The sequence below is a fragment of the Sphingomonas sp. JUb134 genome, from assembly GCF_004341505.2.
Taxonomy (GTDB): Bacteria; Pseudomonadota; Alphaproteobacteria; order Sphingomonadales; family Sphingomonadaceae; genus Sphingomonas.
The window spans coordinates 2,170,742-2,188,592 of the sequence record NZ_SLYP02000001.1 but is presented as its reverse complement, the minus strand read 5'-3'; the positions used below and the strand labels follow the sequence as shown (position 1 = coordinate 2,188,592).

Sequence of the window (17,851 nt, the reverse complement as noted above, 5' to 3'; positions counted from 1 at the left end):
GTTCGGCCATTCACCGATAAAGATTATCGCTGTTGTGAAGGACTGCCGGAACGTTCATCCGGCCTGGCCTCTCGACCGCCTGCGGGTGGGACTGCAGGAAGAAGATGAAAGGTTCATGATGTTGCCCTCCCCCGCCCCCGGTGAACAGCCGGTCTCGCGCAGTCCGTGGTACGCGCACCTGTACGTGCAGGTGCTGGCGGCGATCTTCGCAGGCGTCATGCTGGGCCACTTCGTCCCGGAGGCCGGTGCCGCGTTGAAGCCGCTGGGCGACGCCTTCATCAAGCTGGTGAAGATGATCATCGCACCGGTGATCTTCCTGACCATCGTGTCGGGGATCGCGGGCATGCGCGACCTCGGCTCAGTGGCGCGAGTCGCCGCCAAGGCATTCGCCTACTTCCTGTTCTTCTCCACCATGGCGCTGATCGTCGGCCTGGTCGTGGCGAACGTCGTGCAGCCGGGCGCGGGGCTCAACATCGATCCCGCCACCCTCGATCCCTCCAAAGTCGCTGGCTACGCCGCCAAGGCGCATGAGACGTCGCTCATCGGCTTCCTGATGGCGATGATCCCGGACACCATCTTCTCCGCGATGGTGCAGGACAACATCCTCCAGGTCCTGTTCGTCTCGATCCTGTTCGGGGTGAGCCTCGCGCTCGTCGGAGATCGCGGCAAGGGGATCACCGACCTGGTGAACCAGGTGTCGGTCGTCGTCTTCAAGCTCGTGTCGATCGTCATGAAGGCGGCGCCCATCGGCGCATTCGGCGCGATGGCCTTCACCATCGGCGCCTATGGCCTCGGCACGCTTGCGAACCTCGCGATGCTGGTGGCGACCTTCTACCTCACCTCGTTGCTGTTCGTGCTGGGGGTGCTGGGCATCGTTGCCCGCCTGTGCGGGTTCTCGATCCTGCGGTTGATCGGCTATCTCAAGACCGAGCTACTGCTCGTCCTGGGCACCTCGTCGTCCGAAAGCGCCCTGCCCGCCCTGATCGAGAAGATGGAGCGCGCCGGCTGCCCGAAGTCGGTCGTCGGGCTGGTGGTGCCGACCGGCTATTCGTTCAACCTGGACGGCACCAACATCTACATGACGCTCGCTGCGCTCTTCATCGCGCAGGCGACGGGCGTGCACCTGTCGCTGGGCGAGCAGCTGCTGCTCCTGGGCGTCGCGATGTTGTCTTCCAAGGGCGCGGCCGGCGTGACGGGCGCGGGGTTCATCACGCTTGCAGCGACGCTCTCGATCGTGCCTTCGGTGCCCGTCGCCGGCATGGCGCTGATCCTGGGCGTCGACCGCTTCATGAGCGAGTGCCGCAGCCTGACGAACTTCATCGGCAACGCGGTCGCGACGGTGGTGGTATCGCGTTGGGAAGGTGCGCTCGACCGGGAGCGGTTCGATGCGGCGATGCGTGGCGAAATGCCGCGCGTCGACGAGGTCGATCCCGCCACCATCCCTGCAGCGTAACGGCGGGGAGCGGTTCATGAGTAGCCTGTTGCGGTACGCCGTTGGCGCTGCGTCGGTCGCGGCACTTCTTCCCGCAGGTGCCAAGGCGCAGACGAGCCCGGCGCCCAAGGAAACGCGTCCGAGCCCGACCCCGGCGACCCCGGTAGCGGACAGCTATCCTTCCGCGGCGACGGGCGAAGGCGCCACGAGCGAAGGCTATAACCTGTCTCGCTGGGCGGAGAATTGGCGCAGCCTTTGCGATCCGGCAAAGCGCGATGATCCCCTGGACCGGCTGAAGTGCCTGCCGATCGACAGCAACGGCGATGTGTACCTGACCCTGTCGGGCGAACTGCGGCTTCGGGTCAACGAGACGACCAACCCGGGTCTTCGCGAAGCCGACGCGCAACGCCAGGACATCAACCGCATCGTCGCGGGCGCCGATCTGCACGTGGGGCCGCATTTCCGCGCCTATGGAGAGATCGCCCACGGCGGGCTCGACGGACGCAACCTGGGGACGGTGGCGGCGAACCTTCGCAACGATCTGGTCGTGCAGCAGGCGTTCGTCGAAGGGAATGCCCGAGTCGCGGGCGCTGCGGTGGGCGTGCGCTACGGCCGGCAGGAGTTCACCGACGGCCCCAACCTCCTCACCTCGCAGCGCGACAACAACACCATCCGCTTCGTCCTGAACGGCGCCCGCGCCTGGGTGCGGGGGCGGCGGGTACGCGCCGACGTGTTCGACTTCAAGTTCACCAGCCTGGGCACCGAGGGCACCGGCGACGATCGCGTGGACGACGGCAGCGCTTCTCGGGAATCACCCTTGGGATCGTGCTGCCGCCGGTGGCAGAGGGCGCCAAGCTGTACCTGGACCCGTTTATCTGGCGGCTGCGCGACGACAATGCTTCTTGGGGAGGCGTAACGGCTCGCGAGGAGCGCCATTATCAGGGCGCGCACCTGTGGGGCGAGGCGGGTCCGGTGACGCTCGACTGGACGGTCAACCACCAAGGCGGCAGCTTCGGCAACCGGAACATCGACGCGTGGCAGCTGCTCCTTGCGCAGACCTACCGCATCGGGAGCGGGAGCACCGCGCCACGGGTCGGCTTCCACGTCGATTATGCGACCGGCGGCGGCGCCTATGACGCGGGGAAGCTGCGCAACGCCATCGCCCCCTTCGGCAACAACATCTACTACAGCTACCAGCTGGCGCTGACGCCGACCAACCTGGTGGCACTGGCGCCCAACGTCACCTTCACCCCGCTCAAGAAGCTGCGGGTGACGGCGGAGTACCAGCTGAGCTGGCGCGACTCCGCAGCGGACGCCGTGTACCGGGCCAACGGCACTGCCTTTGCCGGCACCGAGCTGGTCGGCGGGCACAAGGTCGGCGACGTCGCTCGATTGCAGGCGATCTACAGCCTGTCGCCGCGCGTCTCCCTGACGGGACGCTACGAGCATCTTGCGGCAGGCCCGGTCCTTACGCGGGCCGGCTACACCGACTCCGACTTCCTGGGAGGCTGGATCAGCTTCCGCTTCTAGGCGGGCAGCCAGAAGCCTGCCTCCCCCGGACACACGAACGCCCGCCGGCTCCAAGCCGACGGGCGTCGTATCTCGTGCGGCAAGCCGTCGCGGGGCGAGCCCCGCCCGGGCTTACTTCTTGCCGAGCGTGAGGCCGCCGAAGCGCTTGTTGAAGCGCGCGACCTGGCCGCCCGCGTCCAGCAGGCGCTGGTTGCCACCGGTCCAGGCCGGGTGCGCCAGCGGATCGATGTCGAGCTGCATCGTGTCGCCTTCCTTGCCCCAGGTGGAGCGGGTCTCGAACACGGTCCCGTCGGTCATCTGCACCTTGATGGTGTGATAGTCGGGATGGATGTCTTTCTTCATGATCAAGCTCCTGTGAATGGCTGGTTTCCGACCAGCCGGAACGAAGGGCGCGCCCTACACGCAAGGGCGGCCCACCGCAAGCGGCAGGCCGCCCGAGAGGCGGAAAGTTAGTCGAAAGTTAGTCCAAGATCACGCCTTGGGCGGGTCCGCGATCATGGCGGTGAACTCGCATTCGGTCGCGACTTCGCCGTCCAGCAGCGCCTTGCCCGCGAACTTGCAGACGCGCGAGCGCTTCTGGACGAACTCGACCTCGAGCTTCAGCAGCACGCCCGGCTCCACCGGCTTGCGGAACTTCACGCCGTCGATCGACATGAAGTAGACGAGCTTGCCCGAGCCGGCGAGGCCCAGGCTTTCGACCGCGAGCACGCCGGCAGCCTGCGCGAGCGCCTCCACCTGGAGCACGCCCGGCATGATCGGCCGTCCGGGGAAGTGTCCCTGGAAGAACTCCTCGTTCATCGAGACGGCCTTGATCGCCGTGATGCGCTGGTCGAGCACGAGTTCCTCGACCCGGTCGACCAGCAGCATGGGGTAGCGGTGCGGCAGCGCCGCCATGACTCGCTTGATGTCGTACGGCTGGGTCATGACACCGTCTGCCGCCACGATCAGCGACCCTTCGGCTTCGTGCCGGTGGCGGGCGCCGGAGCCGGTGCGGCTGCACCCGGAGCCCCCTGCTGGCCACCCGGCTGCCAACCGGCCGGCGGGGTGATCTGGACGCTGGGGACCGAGCGGTTCAGCTCGGCGATCACGTCGTTGGTGACCTGTGCCGCCGGCAGCGACTTCACGGTCGCGTCGGGAGGCAGGATCACCGACAGGCGGCGCGCTGCCATCACGCGATCGAGCGCCGGCTCGAGCTGACGGACGATCTGCTCGTTGACATAGGCCTGGGCGAGCTGGACCGGCTGAAGGATGCGGCCCAGTTCCTGCTGTGCGGTCTGCTCGCGCTGCTGGATACCCTGGTACTGGGTCTGGAGCGCCTGCTGGTTCGCGTTAGGCGCGCGACGGGCCGCCTCGAACGCATCGACCTGCGGCTTCAGCTCGTTCTGGATCGCGGTGCGGCGGGTGTTCGCCTGATCGATCTGCGCCTTGTAGGTCGTCTGGATCTGGGTCATCGCGGTCGTGAACGCGTTGGAGCGGCGCACCGCCTCCTGCAGGTCGACGACGCCGAGGCCCTGCACCTGCGCGAACGCAGGCGCCGCGACCGAAGTAGCGGAAACGGTGACGAGTGCGGCGAGCGCCGCCTTGGAGAAGCTACGCATCAGAATTGAGTCCCTACGTTGAAGGTAATGAGCTTGGTGTCGTCGCCCTTTTGCTTGAGCAACGCCTTGGCCACGTCAATCCGCAGCGGCCCGAACGGCGAGTTCCAGTTGACGCCGATACCAACCGACAGACGCGGCTTCCAGGTATCGCCGTAATATTCCTCAAGGAACGGCGCGACCGTGTTGACCGCCGCGACGTTCGTCTCACCGCCGACGCAGGTGCCGCCATAGGTGGCGGAATAGCCGGTCGTACAGGTGGTGAGGCGAGTCGAGGTGCTGCCGCTCGAGTTGGTGAAGCTGTTGAGGTACAGCGCCTGGCCGGTATCGGTCCGGATCGGATCGACGCGGGGCAGCAGCGACGGCGAGCCGTCCTTGTTGAACATGGGGTTCCCGCTGGCGTCGGTCGCCTGTTCGAACTCGGCCGTCGGACGCGGACGCGTCAGGCTGAACAGCGAGCCGATCTGGACGAAGACCGACGGGCGCAGGCCGAGCTCGGAAATGCCCGACCCGAGCGGCGGCTCGAGCTCGAGCTTGCCCAGGTAATAGGCCTTGCCGCCCAGCGGATCGTCGTAGCTGTTGTCGGTGGTGAGCGCCTGCGTACCCGAGGCCGCGTCGCCCGTCATATAGGTACGGCGGATGCGCGGGCCCACGCCGCGGATGTCGAAGCCGCGGAACTGCGGTTCGCCGAGGTAGAAGCGGTCGGTGATGCGAACCGGATCGATCCCCGGCCCCGGGCTGTCCTGAAGGGCGTGGATATAGCCGCCCTCGAGCCCTGCCGACAGCACCCAGCCCCCGAGGTTCCAATATTTGTCGCCGTCGAAGCGGCCGCGGATGTAGCGGACATCGCCGCCCAGGCCGGCGAAGTCGGCGCCGAGGACGACCCGCGAACCGCGGCTCGGACGCAGGCGGCTGTTGAGGCTGTCATAGATCAGCGAGAGGCCGATCGAGGAGGTCAGGCGGTTGCCGATCGCATCGCAGAGGTAGCGGCCCGCCTTGAGCGGATCGCACTCACCGTTGGTGTAGTAGGTGTCCTCGTCGAGCGTGACCTTGTCCTGCTGCAGCGTGTAGCGGCCCGAGAGCTGCCAATATTCGGTGAGCGGGACACCAGCGACGAGCGTGCCGCCGGTCGAGAGCTGCGAGTAGAGGTCGTTGCGATCGCGACCGCTGCCGTAATAGTTGAACGAGTTGTAGTCGCGCCGGAACAGCGTGCCGCCGAGCGCGATGTTCTTGTCGAACAGATACGGCTCGGTGAAGCCCAGCTCGATCGACTTCGAGTAGCTCGAATAGCTGGCGCTGGCCGAGAGCGTCTGCCCCTTGCCGCGGAAGTTGTTCTGCCGGATCGACGCCTGCAGGATGAACTTTTCGAGGCTCGAGAAACCGGCCGAGAGCGAGAGCTCACCGGTCGAGCGCTCCTCGACGTTCGCCGCAAGAATGATGCGGTCAGGGGTCGAGCCCTGCTCCTGCTTGATCTCGAACTTGTCCTGGAAATAGCCCAGCGAGTTGATGCGGTCCTGCGAGCGCTTCACCATGAAGGCGTTGAAGGCGTCGCCCTCGGCCACGCGCATTTCGCGGCGGATCACCTTGTCCTGGGTCTGCGTGTTGCCGGTGATCTCCACCCGCTCGACGTAGGTGCGGTTCGCCTCGGCGAGGAAGAAGTTGATCCCCATCGTCAGCGCTTCGCGATCGCGCTGGAATTCCGGGCGAACGTCAGTGAAGGCGTAGCCGTAGAGCCCGGCATACTGGCTGAGGCTGTCGATCGAGTCCTCGACCAGCTTGGCGTTGTACCAGTCGCCCTTCTTCATCGGCAGCGTCGCGGCGAGCTTTTCGCCGTCGAAGTCGCGGATCGCGCTGTCGACCTTCACGTCGCCGAACTTATAGCGCGGCCCTTCCTCCACCACATAGGTGATGATGAAGTCGCGCTTGTCGGGCGTGAGCTCCGCCACGGCCGAGATCACGCGGAAATCGGCATAGCCCTCGGTCAGGTAGAACTGGCGCAGCTTCTGCTGATCGGCGGCGAGCCGGTCCTGGTCATAGCTGGTGTTCGAGCTGAAGATCCGGAAGGTACGCGCCTGCTTCGTGTACATCTCCTTGCGGAGATCGGAATCCGAATATTGGTCGTTGCCGATGATGTTGATCTGGCGGACCTTGCTCTTCGGTCCCTCGTTGATCTCGAACACCACGTCGACGCGGTTCTGGTCGAGCATGACCATCTGCGGCTCGACCGAGGCGGCGAAGCGGCCCTGGCGGCGATACAGCTCGACGATGCGCGCCACGTCGGCACGCACCGCGGTGCGGGTGAAGATCTGCCGCGGCGCGAGCTTGATCTCCTTGACGATCTTGTCGTCCTTCAGCCGCTTGTTGCCCTCCAGCACCACGCGGTTGATGATCGGGTTCTCGCGCACGACGACGACGATGTCGCCGGTCTCGACGCCCTCGATCTGCGCGTCGGCGAGCAGATCGGACGCGAGCAGGTCGACGATCGCCTGGTCAAGGCTCTCGGTGGTGTAGGGCTGGCCCACGCGCAGCTTCGTATAGGACAGCACCGTGTCCGGCTCGATGCGCTGCGAACCGCGCACGGTGAGCGACCGGATGTTGCGGACCGGAGCCGAAACGACCACCGGAGGGGTCGCCGCAGGAGCAGCCTGCTGCGCCTGCGCAGCGGGGGCGGTCGGCGTCGTCTGCGCCATCGCCACACCCGACAGCATCGTTCCTGCCATCAGCACGGTCGCGCGCACGCCGTAGTTGGAAACCTTCGTCACATCCCACCCCAGTCGGTAAGCCGTACAACACACACGGCATGCGGATCGCGTCCGCCCTGCCCTAACCCGCTCACCCGATCAAGCCGGACAAACCCCGCCAAAGACCGAGCGAACCAAGATCGTTCGCCGTCACCAGAACCATCAATGCCAGGATCGCCATCACGCCGCCACGGAAAGCCCATTCCACGACCCGCGGATCGGTGGGCCGGCGGCGAACCGCCTCGATGGCGTAGAAGAGAAGATGGCCGCCATCCAGCATGGGAACTGGCAAGAGGTTGATGAACCCCAAGTTAATCGAGATCAGCGCCACCAGGAACACGAACGCCTGAGGCCCGAGCACCAGCTGCTCGCCGGAAGCGCGCGCGATGCTGATCGGGCCGCCGAGCTCCGACACCGGCCGACGCCCGCTGACGATCTGCCACAGCGTGTCGACCATCATGCCGACCATCTGGCCGGTCTGGCGGACGGCCACCACCGGCGCCTCCAGCACGCCCACGGGCTCGATCACGCGCCCCGCCGGGCCGATGCCGAGCTGCCCGAGCCGGAAGACGTTGCCGAAGCGGTCCCTCTCGGTCGTGGTGCCAAGCGTGACCGGAACCGTCTGCACCTGACCTTCGCGAACCAGCTGGATGGTGCTCGCCTCGCCGGGGCGAATGCGGGTGTAGCGCGCGACGTCGTCGAAGGTGTCGACGCTGCGCCCACCTATCGACAGGATGCGGTCGCCCGGCCGGAGACCGGCGGCGGCGGCAGCGCTGTTCGGCCCGACGAGGCCGATCGTCGGCGGGGTGCGGCTCTCGCCATAGGCGAGCGCGAAGCCGGCCAGGATCAGGATCGCGACCAGGAAGTTGATGATCGGGCCTGCCGCGACGATGATCGCGCGCTGCCACAAGGGCTTGGCCTGGAACGTGCCGCTGCGCTCGGCGGCGGGCAGCGAGAGCCATTCCGCGGACGGCTGGCTGGCCGGGTTCATGTCGCCGGCAAAGCGGACATAGCCGCCGAGCGGGAGCCATCCGAACTTCCAGCGGGTGCCGTGCCGGTCGGTGAAGCCGCCGATCTCACGCCCGAAGCCGACCGAGAACGCCTCCACCTTCACCCCGAACCGTCGGCCGGCGAGATAGTGGCCGAGTTCATGGACGAATACGAGCGGGCCGAGCGCCAGCAGAAAGGCGAGCACACTCAGCAGGAAGCCCGGGCCTTCGATCAAGCGACGCAGTCCTTCACACGCTCTCCCGCCAGCCTTCGGGCCTCCCCGTCGACGGCGAGCACCGCGTCGAGCGTGGCCGGGGCCTCCGGATCATAGCGCTCCAGGGTATCGTCCACGATTGCGGCAATTTCGAGGAACCCGATCTTGCCGGCAAGGAATGCCGCGACCGCGACTTCGTTGGCGGCGTTCAGGATCGCCGGGCGGGCGCCGCCTGCCTGAAGCGCGGCGCGCGCGAGCGAGAGCGCGGGGAAGCGGACGGGGTCGGCAGGCTCGAAATCGAGGCGGCCGATCGCGGCGAGATCGAGCGGAGCGCAGGGCGTCGCCATGCGATCGGGCCAGGCGAGCGTGTGCGCGATTGGGGTGCGCATATCGGGCGTGCCCATCTGCGCGAGCACGGAGCCGTCGACATACTCCACCATCGAATGCACCACCGACTGCCGATGGACGATGACGTCGAGCTGCTCGGCGGAAACCGGGAAGAGGTGGAACGCCTCGATCAGCTCCAGCCCCTTGTTCATCATGGTGGCGGAATCGACCGAGATCTTGGCGCCCATCGACCAGTTCGGGTGGGCGACCGCTTGGGCGGGGGTGATCGCGCGCATCGCCTCCAGGCTGGTCTCGCGGAACGGACCGCCGCTGGCGGTGAGCACGATGCGGCGCACCCGCTCGGGTGCTGCGAAATCGAAGCACTGGAAAACGGCGTTGTGCTCGGAGTCGACCGGCAGCAGCGTCGCGCCATGGGCGCGGGCAGCGGCGGTCGCGACGGCACCGGCGGAGACCAGCGCCTCCTTGTTGGCGAGCGCGACGGTCGCGCCGGTCTGGAGCGCGGCCATGACCGGGCGAAGGCCGGCGGTGCCGACGATCGCCGCCATGGTCCAGTCGGCGCCCATCGCGGCCGCTTCGGCCACGGCATCCGGGCCTGCCGCCGCCTCGGTATCGCTGCCGGCGAGCGCGTCGCGCAGCGCGTCGAGGCACTCTGGATCGGCGACCACGGCGCGGCGGGCGCGGGTGCGGATCGCGGCCTCGGCCAGCTTCTTCACGTCGCGGTTGGCCGTGAGGGCCAGCACCTCGAACTGGTCGGGCGCGCGGACGATCAGGTCCAGCGTCGAGGTGCCAATCGACCCCGTCGCGCCCAGGATGGAAACGCGCTTCACCATGTGATCTTCGCAAGCTCGACCATCAGCGCGGCGGCGGGTGCGACGGGCACGAGGCCGTCGAGCCGGTCCAGCACGCCGCCGTGGCCAGGGAGGATGTTGCCCGAGTCCTTGACGCCGGCGCGACGCTTGAGCTGGCTCTCGTACAGGTCGCCCATCTGCGCCAGCACGGCGAGGAGCGGCGTCGCGAGCACCAGGTGGAGCGGAAGGCCGAGCGGCTGGAGCACCGCGCCGAAGACGCTCGCCGCGAGCACGCCGCCGATGAGGCCGGCCCAAGTCTTGTTGGGGCTGATGGTGGGCGCGAGCTTCGGGCCGCCGATCGAGCGCCCGGCGAAATAGGCGCCGATGTCGCAGGCCCAGACCAGGGCCATCGCCCAGAGGCTGAGCAGCACGCCGTGTTCCTGGTTCCGCAGCAGCAGCAGCGCCAGGACCGGAAGCCCCACATAGACGATGCCGTGGGCGAGGCCCGGGCGGCGCGTGATGATGACCGTGAAGAAGGCGGCACCCACGATCAGGCCGAGGGCGAGGAACCCGGGTCCGGCGGCGAGCGGCGCCATGATCGCGACGGGCACGAAGAGCGCGAACTGCGCGAGGCGCTTGTCCGCATAGGCGGTGCGGTGGAGGTCCGCCCACTCCGCCATCATGAACAGCGCCGCGACGGCCACCAGCAGCCAGAAGAGGAAGCCGCCCGCGTAGAGCGCGAGGCCGGCGACGCCGATCATGGCGACGCCCGCGACCGCGCGGACGCCCAGATCAGAACGCCGCGGGGGCGCCGAAGGTTCGCTCACAGACCACCGAAGCGGCGGTGACGGCGGCCGAACTGGGCGACCGCGTCGGCGAGCGCATCGGCGCCGAAGTCGGGCCAGAGCGTATCGACGAACAGCAGCTCGGCATAGGCGGCCTGCCACAGCAGGAAGTTCGAAAGCCGCACTTCGCCCGACGTGCGGATCAGGAGATCGAGCGGCGGCAGCTCGCGGGTGGTGAGCGCCTCCTCGATCGCCGCCTCGTCGATCGCCTCGACGGCCATTTCGCCATCGCGCACGCGGGCGGCGAGCTGGCGGGCGGCGGCGGCGATCTCCGCCTGGGCCCCATAGTTGAGCGCGATCGCGAGCTGGCAGCCGGTGTTGCGGGCCGTGCGCGCGATCGCGTCCTCGATCAGCCGGACGAGATCGGGCGAGAGACGGCGCCAGTCGCCGATGACCTGCAGCCGGACGTTCTCGCGTGCGAGTTCGTCGATCTCACTGCGCAGGAAATGGCGCAGCAGGCCCATGAGATCGCTGACCTCTTCCTCCGGCCGGCGCCAGTTCTCGGACGAGAAGGCGTAGAGGGTGAGCGCCTCGATCCCGAGTTCGCGCGCGGCGCGGGCGACACGGCGCACCGCCTCGGCTCCCTGGCGGTGGCCGGCGATCCGCGGCAGCCGCCGAGCCTTCGCCCAGCGGCCGTTCCCGTCCATGATGATCGCGACGTGGCGCGGCACTGCAGCACCCGTCCCACCCGACGCCGGAACCGAAGCCGCAAGCGACCTCACTTGCCCAGGATTTCCTTTTCCTTGGCCGCGGCGGCCGCGTCGAGATCGGCGATGGTCGCGTCGGTGAGCTTCTGCACCTCGGTCTCGTGGCGCTTGCGCTCGTCCTCGGACATCAGGCCCTTCTTCTCGTCGGCCTTCAGGCTGTCCATGCCGTCGCGACGCACATTGCGAACCGCAATACGTGCCTTTTCAGCATATTGGCCGGCGAGCTTCGCAAGTTCCTTGCGACGCTCTTCCGTCAGGTCGGGGATCGGCAGGCGCAGCGTCTGGCCGTCGACGATCGGGTTGAGGCCGAGGCCGGCGGAGCGAATCGCCTTGTCGGCCGGACCGACGTTGGTCTTGTCCCACACCTGGACGGAGAGCATGCGCGGCTCAGGCGCAGACACGGTCGCGACCTGGTTGAGCGGCATGTGTGCGCCATAGACCTCGACCGTCACCGGATCGAGCAGCGAGACGGAGGCGCGGCCGGTCCGGAGACCGCCCAGATCGCCCTTCAGCGCCTCGACCGCGCCGGCCATGCGGCGTTCGAGGTCGGCCTTGCTATATGCGGCCATGAATCAGGCTCCTGTTCTTCTTTTAAGCGTTGGTCTGGTTCTGGACGACGGTGGCGGTGCCCTGACCGCGCAGCACGGCTGCCAGATTGCCCTCGTCGCGAATGTTGAACACGACGATGGGAATGTCGTTGTCGCGGCACAACGCGACGGCGCTCGCGTCCATCACCTTGAGGTCGTCCGCGAGCACCCGCCCGAAGCTCAGCGTGTCGTAGCGCTTGGCAGTGGGCACCTTCTTCGGATCGGCATCGTAGACGCCGTCGACGCTGGTACCCTTGAACAGCGCACTGCAGTTCATTTCGGCGGCGCGGAGCGCGGCGGTCGTGTCGGTCGTGAAGAACGGGCTGCCGGTGCCGGCGGCGAAGATCACGACCCGCCCCTTCTCCATGTGGCGGACCGCGCGACGGCGGATGTACGGCTCGCACACCGATGCCATCGGGATCGCCGACTGGACGCGCGTCTCGACACCGATCCGCTCCAGCGCGTTCTGCATGGCGAGCGCGTTCATCACGGTCGCCAGCATGCCCATGTAATCGGCGCTGGCGCGGTCGAAGCCCTGGGCGGCACCGGCGAGGCCGCGGAAGATGTTGCCGCCACCGACGACGAGGCAGAGTTCATGCCCCTCGTCTCGAGCAGCCTTCACTTCCCGCGCAACGCGATCGCAGGTGGCGGGATCGATGCCGAACTGACCCGGCCCCATCAGGACCTCGCCCGAGAGTTTCAAAAGGATGCGATCGAAGCGAGGCAGGGTCATGACACCTTGTACGTACGGGGTTCGGGAATGGCGCGGACCTTAGGCGGCAGCGGCTGCGATGCCAAGCGCAGATGCCGTGCAGATCCCGTGAATACGAGGACGGGCGCGACCACCCGAAGGTAGCCGCGCCCGCCCGAAGAAATCGCGAGAAAAGCGACACTTACTTGGTGAGGCCGGCGGTTGCCGCAACCTCTGCCGCGAAGTCGCTCTCTTCCTTCTCGATGCCCTCGCCGAGCTGGAAGCGGACGTAGTCCTTCAGCACGATGGTGGCGCCGGCGTCCTTGCCCGCCTTGGCGATCACGTCCTGAACCGGCGTCTTGCCGTCCATGACGAATGCCTGGGTCAGGAGCGCGTTCTCCTTCTTGAACTTCTCGATCGGGCCGTTGAGAATCTTCTCGGCCACTTCGGCGCTCTTGCCGACGATCTTTTCGGCGTTCTTCTCACGCAGAACCGCAGCTTCGCGCTCGACGACTTCCGGGTCGAGGGCGTCGACCGACAGCGCCAGCGGGAAGGCCGCGGCGATGTGCATCGCCAAGTCCTTGCCGAGCTTCTGGAGCACTTCGTCCGGAGCGGTCGATTCGAGCGCGACGAGCACGCCGATCTTGCCGAGGCCGGCCGAGGTCGCGTTGTGGACGTACGGGACGATCGCACCGCTGGTCACTTCGAGGCGCTTGGCGCGGCGGAGCGACTGGTTCTCGCCGATGGTGGCGATGTTGTGGGTGAGGACGTCGCCCACGGTGGTGCCCGACGGCATCGCCGCGGCCTTGATCGCCTCGACATCGTCGCCGACCGACAGCGCGACCTGGGTCACTTCACGGACGAAGTTCTGGAACTGCTCGTTCTTCGCGACGAAGTCGGTTTCCGAGTTGACCTCGACCGCAGCACCGATGGTGCCGGCAACCGCGACGCCGACCAAGCCCTCGGCCGCGGTGCGGCTGGACTTCTTGGCGGCGGCAGCAAGGCCCTTGGTACGCAGCCAATCGACGGCCGCTTCCATGTCGCCGCCGCTCTCGGCCAGCGCCTTTTTGCAATCCATCATGCCCGCGCCCGAACGCTCGCGCAGTTCCTTGACGGCGGCGGCGGTGATCTCTGCCATGTCCTGGTTCCTTGTATCTCAGCTAAAGCTACGGGCGGGGCGAGGCACCTGCCCCACCCCGCCCGGAAGTCGTTCGATCCGCGCCGATCAGGCGTTGATCTGCTGCTCGCCCTCGGCAGCAACGGTCTGGTCGGCGCCCAGCGCCTCCTCGACCGGCGGCTCGTCCATCGCACCGACGTCGAAGTCGGCCTGCTGCATCTGCTGCTGGCCGCCACGGGTCGCGGCGATCGCAATGGCTTCGCAATACAGGCGGATCGCGCGGCTCGCGTCGTCGTTCGCCGGCACCGGGAAGGCGATGCCTTCCGGCGAGACGTTCGAGTCGAGGATCGCGACGACCGGGATGCCGAGCTTGTTGGCTTCCTTGATCGCCAGCTCTTCCTTGTTGGCGTCGATCACGAACATGATGTCCGGAATGCCGCCCAGGTCGCGGATGCCGCCCAGCGACAGCTCGAGCTTGTCGCGCTCACGGGTGAGCTGCAGCACTTCCTTCTTGGTGAGGCCGTGCGTGTCGCCCGACAGCTGCTCCTCGAGCGTCTTGAGGCGCTTGATCGAGTTGCTGATCGTCTTCCAGTTGGTGAGCATGCCGCCCAGCCAGCGGTGGTTGACGAAGTGCTGGCCCGACTTGCGTGCGGCGTCGGCGATCGGCTCCTGCGCCTGGCGCTTGGTGCCGACGAACAGCACCTTGCCGCCGGCGGCGACGGTCGACGACACGAACTCGAGCGCGCGTGCGAAGAGCGGCACGGTCTGCGACAGGTCGAGGATGTGAACACCGTTACGGTCGCCGAAAATATACGGCTTCATCTTCGGGTTCCAGCGGTGGGTCTGGTGACCGAAGTGCGCGCCCGATTCGAGCAGCTGCTGCATGGAGACGACAGGTGCCGCCATAGGGATAACTCCTTCCGGTTGAGCCTCTGGGAAGCAGGAATTCGAGGACCTTCAAGGCCCGGAACACCGGTATGTGCGCTTCCCATGCGGGGTTGAGGCGGCGCGCTTAGCCCAGCCGCCGCTTCAGATCAAGCGTTGACAGGTGGAACGGATGTGGAACATACCATGTTCACAACAGGATTTCGGAACCAAAGCGGCGAGCGCTTCTTGTGTCTTAAAGAAGCGTTACCGTGTTCCGGCAAGCGTTCGGAGGTTTTTCATGGCCAGTCTGTTTGCTTCACTGCTCTTCGCCCTCACCCTTGCGGTGGCGATCTCGACCATCGTTGCAACCGTGGCGCCGCAGTGGCAGCGGATCGCCCGCCTGCTGCGCCATGGTCCCGAGGTTCCGATGGAGCGCCTGCCGGCGGTGCGGCTGTCCTCGCGCCGCAACCTTATCCGGCAGCGGGCGACGGCGCGGACCCTTCGCGCAGCCGCTTGACCCGGCGGTAGGAGCGGATGCTGAAGGGCAGCGTGGCGAGGTAGCCGACGCAGACTACCGTCAGCGTCTGCCAAGGCGCCGAAACCAGCGCTGCCGCGACGATCACTACCACCACGATCGCCTCGAACCGGATGTTGCGCCGGAGCTTCAGCGACGACCAGCTGTAGGTCGCCAGGCTGGACACCATCAGGAAGGCGATGAACGCCACCCAGGGCGCGACAATCCAGGGGGAGCGGAACACCGCCTCCCCCGACCAGAGCCAGATGTAGATGGGCAGCATGGCAAGGCCCGCACCCGCGGGTGCGGGAATGCCGGTGAGAAAGCCGGCGGACTTGTGCGGCTGCTCCACGACGTCGATCTGGGCGTTGAAGCGGGCGAGCCGGAGCGCACAGAAGACTGCATAGACGAGGGCGCAGATCCATCCGATCCGCGGCGCCGCCACCAGCGACCAGAGATAGAGGATCAGCGCGGGCGAGACGCCGAAGGAGATCGCGTCGGAGAGCGAATCGAGTTCGGCCCCGAAGCGGCTCTGCCCGTGGACCAGGCGCGCGATGCGGCCGTCGATCCCGTCCAGCACGCCCGCGACCAGGATCATGATGATCGCACGCTCCCAATCGCCCGCGATCGCAAAGCGAATGCCGGTGAGGCCGGAGCACAGGGCCAGCGCGGTGACCGCGTTAGGGGCGACGGCGCGCAGCGGAATGCCGCGCGTGGGACGAGGACGACGCATCGCGGCCGCCTTACTGCGCGACGCCGGCGGGTGCCGGCACTGCCGGGCGGCCGAGGATGGTTTCCCCTGCGATGCTGCGCTGGCCGAGGATCACCTGCGGCTCGATGCCGTCGGGCAGGAACACGTCGACGCGGCTGCCGAAGCGGATCAGGCCGACGCGCTGGCCGGCGGCGATGATGTCGCCCGGCTTCACGAAGCCGACGATGCGGCGGGCGACGAGGCCCGCGATCTGGGTGAAGCCGATGCGGCGGCCGTACATGTCCTCGACCACGATGTGCTGGCGCTCGTTCTCGTCGCTCGCCTTGTTGAGGTCGGCGTTCAGGAACTTGCCCGAGATGTAGACGACCTGGCGGACGGTGCCAGCGATCGGCGAGCGATTGATGTGGACGTCGAACACGCTCATGAAGATCGAGACGCGGACCAGCGGCTCTTCGCCGAGGCCGTTGGGGCCACGCAGTTCGGGCGGCAGCGGTACGCGCTCAATCATCGTCACGAGACCGTCGGCCGGCGCCACGATCAGGTCGGCGCCCTGGGGCGTCACCCGGATGGGGTCGCGGAAGAAGGCGGCCACCCAGATGGTGAAGCCGACCAGCGCGAAGCCGAGCTCGTCCCAGACGAAGAAGAGGAAGATCGCCGCAACAATGGCGGAGATCGCTACATATTTGCGCCCCTCGGGGTGAACCGAGGGCCAGCGCCATTTCACCGTCGTCGTCACGATCGGCGGTTTTTCCAAGGATGCCATGCACGCGGGTGTACCCGCGCCCCGTTCGCCTGACAACACGCGCGCTTGGTCGACGCGCCCTCCCCCGGCCGGCTCCCCGGTTGATCGCCGCCCGGGTTGCTCCTAGGACGCACGGCAACCCATCCAGCCAACACGGAAAGCGAGATCATGGCCAAGATCAAGGTGAAGACGCCCGTCGTGGAGATCGACGGCGACGAGATGACCCGCATCATCTGGGCATGGATCCGCGAGCGGCTGATCCTCCCGTACCTCGACATCGACCTCGAATATTACGACCTGGGCATCCAGAAGCGCGACGAGACCGACGACCAGATCACGATCGATTCGGCCAAGGCGATCCAGAAGTACGGCGTCGGCGTGAAGTGCGCGACGATCACCCCGGACGAGGCGCGCGTCGAGGAATTCGGCCTCAAGAAGATGTGGCGTTCGCCCAACGGCACGATCCGCAACATCCTGGGCGGCGTGATCTTCCGCGAGCCCATCGTGATCCAGAACGTGCCGCGGCTGATCCCGGGCTGGACCCACCCGATCGTCGTCGGCCGCCACGCGTTCGGCGACCAGTACAAGGCGACCGACTTCAAGGTGCCGGGTGCGGGCAAGCTGACCATGAAGTTCGAGGGCGTCGACGGCGAGGTTATCGAGCACGAGGTGTTCGACTTCCCGGCAGCGGGCGTCGCGATGGGCATGTACAACCTGGACGAGTCGATCCGCGACTTCGCCCGCGCCAGCATGAACTACAGCCTGGGGCGCGGCTGGCCGCTGTACCTGTCGACCAAGAACACCATCCTCAAGGCCTATGACGGCCGCTTCAAGGACATCTTCGAAGAGGTGTTCGCGACCGAGTTCGCCGACCAGTTCCAGGCGGCCGGCATCATCTACCAGCACCGCCTGATCGACGACATGGTCGCCTCCGCGCTGAAGTGGAACGGCGAGTTCGTCTGGGCCTGCAAGAACTATGACGGCGACGTGCAGTCGGACCAGGTGGCGCAGGGCTTCGGCTCGCTGGGCCTGATGACCTCGGTGCTGATGACGCCGGACGGCAAGACGATCGAGGCGGAGGCGGCGCACGGCACCGTCACGCGCCACTATCGCCAGCACGAGCAGGGCAAGGCGACCTCGACCAACCCGATCGCGTCGATCTTCGCGTGGACCGGCGGCCTCAAGTACCGCGGCAAGTTCGACGGCACGCCGGAGGTGACCCAGTTCGCCGAGACGCTGGAGCGCGTCTGCATCGAGACCGTGGAGAACGGCCACATGACCAAGGATCTCGCGATCCTGATCGGCCCGGACCAGCCCTGGATGACCACCGAGCAGTTCTTCGAGCAGGTCCGCGTGAACCTGGAGAGCAAGATGGGCGCGATCGGCGCCTGATCTTCGCCGAAGCGCGTAACAACGAGGGGCCGGCGGAGC

17 protein-coding genes and 1 pseudogene are annotated in these 17,851 nt (G+C 67.1%); 4 read left to right on the top strand and 14 right to left on the bottom strand.

What is annotated here, in order from left to right; translation table 11 throughout:
- Window positions 1-115 precede the first annotated feature (115 nt).
- Together EDF69_RS10095 and EDF69_RS10090 are read left to right on the top strand one after the other, a co-directional pair.
- Window positions 116-1,453 carry a dicarboxylate/amino acid:cation symporter gene (locus tag EDF69_RS10095; protein WP_132883767.1) on the top strand — a complete coding sequence of 446 codons (1,338 nt, stop codon included), beginning with the start codon at window positions 116-118 and terminating at the stop codon, window positions 1,451-1,453.
- Between the two features lie 16 nt (window positions 1,454-1,469).
- Window positions 1,470-2,962, top strand: a pseudogene (locus tag EDF69_RS10090) (alginate export family protein).
- Window positions 2,963-3,073: 111 nt separating this feature from the next.
- Here EDF69_RS10090 and rpmE read toward each other — a convergent pair.
- The 12 genes from rpmE to rpsB form a co-directional block, all read right to left on the bottom strand.
- Window positions 3,074-3,304: a 50S ribosomal protein L31 gene (gene rpmE / locus EDF69_RS10085; protein WP_125959682.1), complete on the bottom strand. Its 231-nt coding sequence runs from the start codon at window positions 3,302-3,304 to the stop codon at window positions 3,074-3,076.
- A 129-nt stretch (window positions 3,305-3,433) separates the two neighbouring features.
- Entirely contained in the window at window positions 3,434-3,886 is a 453-nt protein-coding gene (gene fabZ, locus EDF69_RS10080) for a 3-hydroxyacyl-ACP dehydratase FabZ (protein ID WP_132883799.1), read from the bottom strand.
- A gap of 20 nt (window positions 3,887-3,906) precedes the next feature.
- Window positions 3,907-4,560, bottom strand: a complete 654-nt coding sequence (locus tag EDF69_RS10075; RefSeq protein ID WP_132883766.1) for an OmpH family outer membrane protein — start codon at window positions 4,558-4,560, stop codon at window positions 3,907-3,909.
- Entirely contained in the window at window positions 4,560-7,277 is a 2,718-nt protein-coding gene (gene bamA / locus EDF69_RS10070; RefSeq protein WP_132883798.1) for an outer membrane protein assembly factor BamA, read from the bottom strand. Before bamA ends, EDF69_RS10075 begins: the two co-directional genes overlap by 1 nt.
- A gap of 112 nt (window positions 7,278-7,389) precedes the next feature.
- Window positions 7,390-8,523 carry a M50 family metallopeptidase gene (locus EDF69_RS10065; protein ID WP_125959685.1) on the bottom strand — a complete coding sequence of 378 codons (1,134 nt, stop codon included), beginning with the start codon at window positions 8,521-8,523 and terminating at the stop codon, window positions 7,390-7,392.
- Window positions 8,520-9,680, bottom strand: a complete 1,161-nt coding sequence (locus EDF69_RS10060) for a 1-deoxy-D-xylulose-5-phosphate reductoisomerase (RefSeq protein ID WP_204991358.1) — start codon at window positions 9,678-9,680, stop codon at window positions 8,520-8,522. Before EDF69_RS10060 ends, EDF69_RS10065 begins: the two co-directional genes overlap by 4 nt.
- Window positions 9,674-10,465, bottom strand: a complete 792-nt coding sequence (locus EDF69_RS10055) for a phosphatidate cytidylyltransferase (RefSeq protein WP_132883765.1) — start codon at window positions 10,463-10,465, stop codon at window positions 9,674-9,676. The genes EDF69_RS10060 and EDF69_RS10055 overlap by 7 nt, the downstream gene beginning before the upstream one ends.
- Window positions 10,462-11,205 carry an isoprenyl transferase gene (locus tag EDF69_RS10050; RefSeq protein WP_165890036.1) on the bottom strand — a complete coding sequence of 248 codons (744 nt, stop codon included), beginning with the start codon at window positions 11,203-11,205 and terminating at the stop codon, window positions 10,462-10,464. The genes EDF69_RS10055 and EDF69_RS10050 overlap by 4 nt, the downstream gene beginning before the upstream one ends.
- Entirely contained in the window at window positions 11,202-11,759 is a 558-nt protein-coding gene (gene frr / locus EDF69_RS10045) for a ribosome recycling factor (RefSeq protein ID WP_125959688.1), read from the bottom strand. Before frr ends, EDF69_RS10050 begins: the two co-directional genes overlap by 4 nt.
- 22 nt (window positions 11,760-11,781) lie before the next feature.
- On the bottom strand, window positions 11,782-12,510 hold the full coding sequence (gene pyrH, locus EDF69_RS10040; RefSeq protein WP_132883764.1) for a UMP kinase: 729 nt from the start codon (window positions 12,508-12,510) through the stop codon (window positions 11,782-11,784).
- Window positions 12,511-12,670: 160 nt separating this feature from the next.
- The gene (tsf, locus tag EDF69_RS10035; RefSeq protein WP_132883763.1) at window positions 12,671-13,606 is read right to left on the bottom strand and encodes a translation elongation factor Ts; all 936 of its coding nucleotides are present in this window, start codon (window positions 13,604-13,606) and stop codon (window positions 12,671-12,673) included.
- 87 nt (window positions 13,607-13,693) lie between these two features.
- Complete coding sequence (gene rpsB / locus EDF69_RS10030) at window positions 13,694-14,491, bottom strand: 30S ribosomal protein S2 (protein ID WP_132883762.1); 798 nt, start codon at window positions 14,489-14,491, stop codon at window positions 13,694-13,696.
- Between the two features lie 259 nt (window positions 14,492-14,750).
- Here rpsB and EDF69_RS10025 point away from each other — a divergent pair, with 259 nt between their 5' ends.
- On the top strand, window positions 14,751-14,969 hold the full coding sequence (locus tag EDF69_RS10025; protein ID WP_132883761.1) for a hypothetical protein: 219 nt from the start codon (window positions 14,751-14,753) through the stop codon (window positions 14,967-14,969).
- Here EDF69_RS10025 and EDF69_RS10020 read toward each other — a convergent pair.
- Both EDF69_RS10020 and EDF69_RS10015 read right to left on the bottom strand, forming a co-directional pair.
- A complete protein-coding gene (locus tag EDF69_RS10020; RefSeq protein WP_132883760.1) occupies window positions 14,923-15,699 on the bottom strand; it encodes a CDP-alcohol phosphatidyltransferase family protein in 777 nt (258 codons plus the stop codon). The genes EDF69_RS10025 and EDF69_RS10020 overlap by 47 nt on opposite strands.
- 10 nt (window positions 15,700-15,709) lie before the next feature.
- The gene (locus EDF69_RS10015) at window positions 15,710-16,441 is read right to left on the bottom strand and encodes a phosphatidylserine decarboxylase (RefSeq protein WP_132883759.1); all 732 of its coding nucleotides are present in this window, start codon (window positions 16,439-16,441) and stop codon (window positions 15,710-15,712) included.
- A 147-nt stretch (window positions 16,442-16,588) separates the two neighbouring features.
- On the opposite strand from EDF69_RS10015, the gene EDF69_RS10010 reads away from it, so the two are divergent.
- The gene (locus EDF69_RS10010; protein ID WP_132883758.1) at window positions 16,589-17,812 is read left to right on the top strand and encodes an NADP-dependent isocitrate dehydrogenase; all 1,224 of its coding nucleotides are present in this window, start codon (window positions 16,589-16,591) and stop codon (window positions 17,810-17,812) included.
- Window positions 17,813-17,851 lie beyond the last annotated feature (39 nt).

Bases quoted from the DNA above. Each gene is read 5' to 3' on its own strand.
- EDF69_RS10095 (WP_132883767.1), top strand. From the start codon at position 116: ATGATGTTGCCCTCCCCCGCCCCCGGTGAACAGCCGGTCTCGCGCAGT.
- rpmE (WP_125959682.1), bottom strand. From the start codon at position 3,304: ATGAAGAAAGACATCCATCCCGACTATCACACCATCAAGGTGCAGATG.
- fabZ (WP_132883799.1), bottom strand. From the start codon at position 3,886: ATGACCCAGCCGTACGACATCAAGCGAGTCATGGCGGCGCTGCCGCAC.
- EDF69_RS10075 (WP_132883766.1), bottom strand. From the start codon at position 4,560: ATGCGTAGCTTCTCCAAGGCGGCGCTCGCCGCACTCGTCACCGTTTCC.
- bamA (WP_132883798.1), bottom strand. From the start codon at position 7,277: ATGGCAGGAACGATGCTGTCGGGTGTGGCGATGGCGCAGACGACGCCG.
- EDF69_RS10060 (WP_204991358.1), bottom strand. From the start codon at position 9,680: ATGGTGAAGCGCGTTTCCATCCTGGGCGCGACGGGGTCGATTGGCACC.
- frr (WP_125959688.1), bottom strand. From the start codon at position 11,759: ATGGCCGCATATAGCAAGGCCGACCTCGAACGCCGCATGGCCGGCGCG.
- pyrH (WP_132883764.1), bottom strand. From the start codon at position 12,510: ATGACCCTGCCTCGCTTCGATCGCATCCTTTTGAAACTCTCGGGCGAG.
- tsf (WP_132883763.1), bottom strand. From the start codon at position 13,606: ATGGCAGAGATCACCGCCGCCGCCGTCAAGGAACTGCGCGAGCGTTCG.
- rpsB (WP_132883762.1), bottom strand. From the start codon at position 14,491: ATGGCGGCACCTGTCGTCTCCATGCAGCAGCTGCTCGAATCGGGCGCG.
- EDF69_RS10025 (WP_132883761.1), top strand. From the start codon at position 14,751: ATGGCCAGTCTGTTTGCTTCACTGCTCTTCGCCCTCACCCTTGCGGTG.
- EDF69_RS10020 (WP_132883760.1), bottom strand. From the start codon at position 15,699: ATGCGTCGTCCTCGTCCCACGCGCGGCATTCCGCTGCGCGCCGTCGCC.
- EDF69_RS10015 (WP_132883759.1), bottom strand. From the start codon at position 16,441: ATGGCATCCTTGGAAAAACCGCCGATCGTGACGACGACGGTGAAATGG.
- EDF69_RS10010 (WP_132883758.1), top strand. From the start codon at position 16,589: ATGGCCAAGATCAAGGTGAAGACGCCCGTCGTGGAGATCGACGGCGAC.